The organism is Nocardia veterana NBRC 100344, assembly GCF_000308855.1.
Taxonomy (GTDB): Bacteria; Actinomycetota; Actinomycetes; order Mycobacteriales; family Mycobacteriaceae; genus Nocardia; species Nocardia veterana.
The window spans coordinates 1-3784 of sequence record NZ_BAGM01000109.1 but is presented as its reverse complement, the minus strand read 5'-3'; the positions used below and the strand labels follow the sequence as shown (position 1 = coordinate 3784).

Below are 3784 nucleotides of genomic sequence, written 5' to 3'. Positions count from 1 at the left end.
GCCTCCCATGAACGCCACCTCGATCGCTCCCGCCGCCGCCCTCGCTCCGGTCTGGCGCGAGGTTCTCGCCGACGCCCACCGCGCACTCGCCGATGTAGTCGCCGGAATCGGCACTGCCGAACTGGAGCTGCCGACACCGTGCTCGCAGTGGACGGTGGCGCAGGTCGTTCAGCACGCGGCCGGTGACCAGCTCGCCTACGCGGCCGCTCTCGGCGTCGGTACCGGACCCGCGTACGACCCCTTCGCCCCCTCCGGCGTCCTCGACCGCGCCGGTGCCGCCGCCCTGGTCTCCGATGCCGTCGACCGAACGGCCGCCGCCTGGGCCACGGTCTCCGAGGACACCGAGTCGGTGCCCACCCCACTCCCGCACGGCGCCCTGCCGACCCCGGTCGCCGCCGTGATGTGCGCGCTGGATGCCGCGGTCCACGCCTGGGATATCGCCGTCGCCACCGGCCGACCGTCCCCGCTCGGCGAGCGGATGGCCACCCATTTGCGCACGGCCGCAACGGGTCTGATCGAGCCGCTGCGCCAATGGGGTGCCTACGCAGACGTTGTGCCGGCGCAGCCCGGAGACGATGCCGTAGCGGCCCTGCTTCGCTACCTCGGGCGGAATCCGAGCGCCTGAGGCCGGACGCTACCTGCGGATTCGTGCCCGATTCCGGTCGGCGTCGTCGACGGACGGAGGTGAAGGAGCGGTTGTCGTTCCCTGGCTCAGTACTCGGGTCAGCAGGTGGGTGAGGTGGTCGCGCTCGGCGGTTGTCAGGCTGCCGAAGATGTCGTCCTGGGCGTCGGTCAGCGCCGCGTCCAGTTCGCGCAGGCGGTGGTGGCCGGCATCGGTGAGGGTGATCAGGTTGCGCCGGCGGTCCTGCGGATCGGGTTGTCGCACAACGTATTCCTGTGCCTCGAGTTCGGCCAGCATCGCATGCATATCGCTGCGGTCGATCCCGCAGCGCTGCCCGATCGCGATTTGGCTCGCGGGGCCGAACTCGTCGAGTGCGGCCAGTATCGCGAAGTGGTAGCCGCGGGCGCCGGCGGCGGACATGACCTCTCCGATGTGCCGCTGGGTCAACGCGGCGGCCTTGCTGATCAGCCAGCTCGGTTTGGCACGCAGGCGTGCGGGCGCCTCATCCATGGATCGAGCCTAGCTATTCGTTGGGATTGCCAACAAATCGGAGTATCGTCGCTGACGAAACGTTGGAACGACCAACAATTATCGGAGGCGAAGAATGCTGCTCACCCTGGACGAAGCCCATGCCATCAGCGACGAAGTGCGCGCTCACGCGGCGAAACTGAACGCCCGGGTGACGGTCGCGATAGTGGACGAGGGCGGCCATGTGCGGGTTCTCGATCGGATGGACGGCGCGCCGCCACTGTCGGCCCGAATCGCCCCGGCGAAGGCGGCCGGAGTCGCGCTGTTTCACCGCGACGGTGGAGAGCTACAGCAGCTACAGCAGTCCTGGCCCGCCCTGTTCGACCGGCTCGACCGGGTGGCCCCGATGCCGATCATGGTGGGTGCGGGCGCACGACTGATTCGCCGCGACGGAGTCGTCCTCGGTGCGGTCGCCGTCAGCGGCGGACGGCCCGAACAGGACGACGAATGCGCCGACCTCGGCCTCCGTGCCGTGGCGGGGTCGGCGCCCGGCCCTCGATAGGTCGTGCTCGGCGTCGATACGACGCCGGCTCGTCCGACGGCAGATCAGGCAGGCCGCGAACGGTATTCGTGCCAGCGCTGCACCGCGGTCTGCACGGCCTCTTCGTCCTGGGTCGCATGGGCGCCCGACGCGCCGGCGGCCCCGACGACCACCCCGTTCTCGGTGACCAGCACACCACCCGCGAACGGGATGTAGTCGCCGCCGTAGAGATGCTGAATGCTGTCGACGATCTCACCCGGCAAGGGGATCCGTCCGGAAGGCTGCAGGGTCAGCAGGGCGCTGCGCGCCTTGGCCACCGCGAGCCGGCTGGTCACGGGCATGCTCCCGTCGGCGCGGCGTAGCGCGATCACCGCGCCGCTCACATCCGTGACGGCGATGGCCAGGGGTGGAAATCGGCGTTCTGCGGCGACGGCCAGTGCGGTGGAGACCAGCCAATCGGCGTCGGCCAAGCACAATCCGGGAAGTCGAGGGATCTGCGACATGGGTCGACCCTAATGCGGCGGCGCGTACGGCCCACTCCGCAAGGCCGGTGGGCACCTCGTCCGAGCGGCCGCGACCTGGGCAGATTCAGTCGGTGACCGAGTGCCGCGTAGACTCTTGCACTCGTGAGTCTCACCCTCGGTATCGTCGGCCTGCCCAACGTCGGAAAGTCGACGCTGTTCAACGCGCTGACCCGCAACGACGTGCTCGCGGCGAACTACCCCTTCGCCACCATCGAGCCGAACGTCGGCGTGGTGCCGTTGCCCGACCCGAGGCTGGACAAGCTCGCCGAGATCTTCGGCTCCGAGCGCATCGTCCCCGCGACCGTGTCGTTCGTCGACATCGCCGGCATCGTGAAGGGCGCCTCCGAGGGTGCCGGCCTGGGCAACAAGTTCCTCGCCAACATCCGCGAGGCCGACGCCATCTGCCAGGTCGTGCGCGTCTTCGCCGACGACGACGTGGTGCACGTCGACGGCAAGGTCGACCCGCTCAGCGATATCGAGGTCATCGAAACCGAGCTCATCCTCGCCGACCTGCAGACCCTGGAGAAGGCGGTCGTCCGCCTCGACAAGGAAGCCAAGGTCAAGAAGGACCGCAAGCCGGTCGCCGACGCCGCCAAGCAGGCCCAGGACTTCCTCAACGAGGGCAAGACCCTGTTCTCGGTCCGCGACAAGCTCGACGCCGAACTTCTGCGCGAACTGTCGCTGCTGACCACCAAGCCGTTCCTCTACGTCTTCAACGCCGACGAGTCGGTCCTGACCGACGAAGCGCGCGTCGCCGAGCTGAAAGCCGCAGTCGCCCCGGCGGATTCGGTCTTCCTCGACGCCAAGGTGGAAGCCGAACTCCTGGAGCTGGATCCGGAGTCCGCCCTCGAGCTGCTGGAATCCATCGGCCAAACCGAACCCGGCCTGCACGCCCTCGCCCGCGCCGGCTTCCACACCCTCGGCCTCCAGACCTACCTCACCGCCGGCCCGAAAGAGGCCCGCGCCTGGACGATCCACCAGGGCGACACCGCCCCCAAGGCGGCCGGCGTCATCCACACCGACTTCGAACGCGGCTTCATCAAGGCCGAAATCGTCGCCTACGACGACCTGGTCGAAGCCGGCTCCATGGCCGCCGCCAAGGCCGCCGGCAAGGTGCGGATGGAAGGTAAGGACTACATCATGCACGACGGGGATGTCGTCGAGTTCAGATTCAATGTGTAGTAAGCTGCGCGCATTAGGTGTTGTTCGTCGCCATTGCGGCAGCGAATTGTGCCTCAAAGGCTGTCCCTTTTTGATAGGCTGCCTTATTTCCCTGCAAGCCAGGGACGCGCTCGATTGCGTTCATCTTCATTAGTCTCTTGAATACTTCCTTAGCGGTATTTTCAGAGGTGATGCCGGTCAACTCCCTGAGCTTTGCATTTGCAATGGTCTCGTTGTGGCTGAGATATTCCAGGCAAATCGCCTCAGGCGACCCCAGGCGCTCGTGCCGGATAGTCACGAGTACGGAGTTCTCCTGTTCAGATATCTCTGGATTCTTTAATTTCAATGCACGCATGGCGTCGAATGCCGTGTTTAGTCCTTCGCCTACGTCCTTGTTTGGTGGATCGGGGAACTTGTTGATGTAGCGTACAACAGCGCCGTTGCGCGAATAGCGTTCCTTTAGATCTT

General features: G+C 66.6%; 6 protein-coding genes. 3 read left to right on the top strand and 3 right to left on the bottom strand.

Annotation, left to right across the window (positions count from 1 at the left end):
* Positions 1-7 precede the first annotated feature (7 nt).
* Positions 8-625: a TIGR03086 family metal-binding protein gene (locus ON37_RS20900; RefSeq protein ID WP_051031851.1), complete on the top strand. Its 618-nt coding sequence runs from the start codon at positions 8-10 to the stop codon at positions 623-625.
* A gap of 9 nt (positions 626-634) precedes the next feature.
* Here the strand turns inward: ON37_RS20900 and ON37_RS20895 are convergent, their stop codons facing one another.
* On the bottom strand, positions 635-1132 hold the full coding sequence (locus ON37_RS20895; protein WP_083893165.1) for a MarR family winged helix-turn-helix transcriptional regulator: 498 nt from the start codon (positions 1130-1132) through the stop codon (positions 635-637).
* A gap of 94 nt (positions 1133-1226) precedes the next feature.
* Between ON37_RS20895 and ON37_RS20890 the strand changes: the two genes are divergently transcribed.
* The gene (locus ON37_RS20890) at positions 1227-1652 is read left to right on the top strand and encodes a GlcG/HbpS family heme-binding protein (protein WP_040721630.1); all 426 of its coding nucleotides are present in this window, start codon (positions 1227-1229) and stop codon (positions 1650-1652) included.
* 44 nt (positions 1653-1696) lie between these two features.
* Here the strand turns inward: ON37_RS20890 and ON37_RS20885 are convergent, their stop codons facing one another.
* Positions 1697-2134: a GlcG/HbpS family heme-binding protein gene (locus ON37_RS20885; RefSeq protein WP_085997359.1), complete on the bottom strand. Its 438-nt coding sequence runs from the start codon at positions 2132-2134 to the stop codon at positions 1697-1699.
* Between the two features lie 123 nt (positions 2135-2257).
* On the opposite strand from ON37_RS20885, the gene ychF reads away from it, so the two are divergent.
* A complete protein-coding gene (ychF, locus tag ON37_RS20880; protein WP_040721629.1) occupies positions 2258-3337 on the top strand; it encodes a redox-regulated ATPase YchF in 1080 nt (359 codons plus the stop codon).
* A gap of 13 nt (positions 3338-3350) precedes the next feature.
* Here ychF and ON37_RS20875 read toward each other — a convergent pair.
* On the bottom strand, positions 3351-3784 hold a 434-nt coding region (locus tag ON37_RS20875; protein WP_217999950.1), incomplete at its 5' end, for a putative DNA binding domain-containing protein.

Excerpts from the sequence above, each read along its gene's own strand:
- ON37_RS20900 (WP_051031851.1), top strand. The coding sequence starts at position 8 with ATGAACGCCACCTCGATCGCTCCCGCCGCCGCCCTCGCTCCGGTCTGG.
- ON37_RS20895 (WP_083893165.1), bottom strand. The coding sequence starts at position 1,132 with ATGGATGAGGCGCCCGCACGCCTGCGTGCCAAACCGAGCTGGCTGATC.
- ON37_RS20890 (WP_040721630.1), top strand. The coding sequence starts at position 1,227 with ATGCTGCTCACCCTGGACGAAGCCCATGCCATCAGCGACGAAGTGCGC.
- ON37_RS20885 (WP_085997359.1), bottom strand. The coding sequence starts at position 2,134 with ATGTCGCAGATCCCTCGACTTCCCGGATTGTGCTTGGCCGACGCCGAT.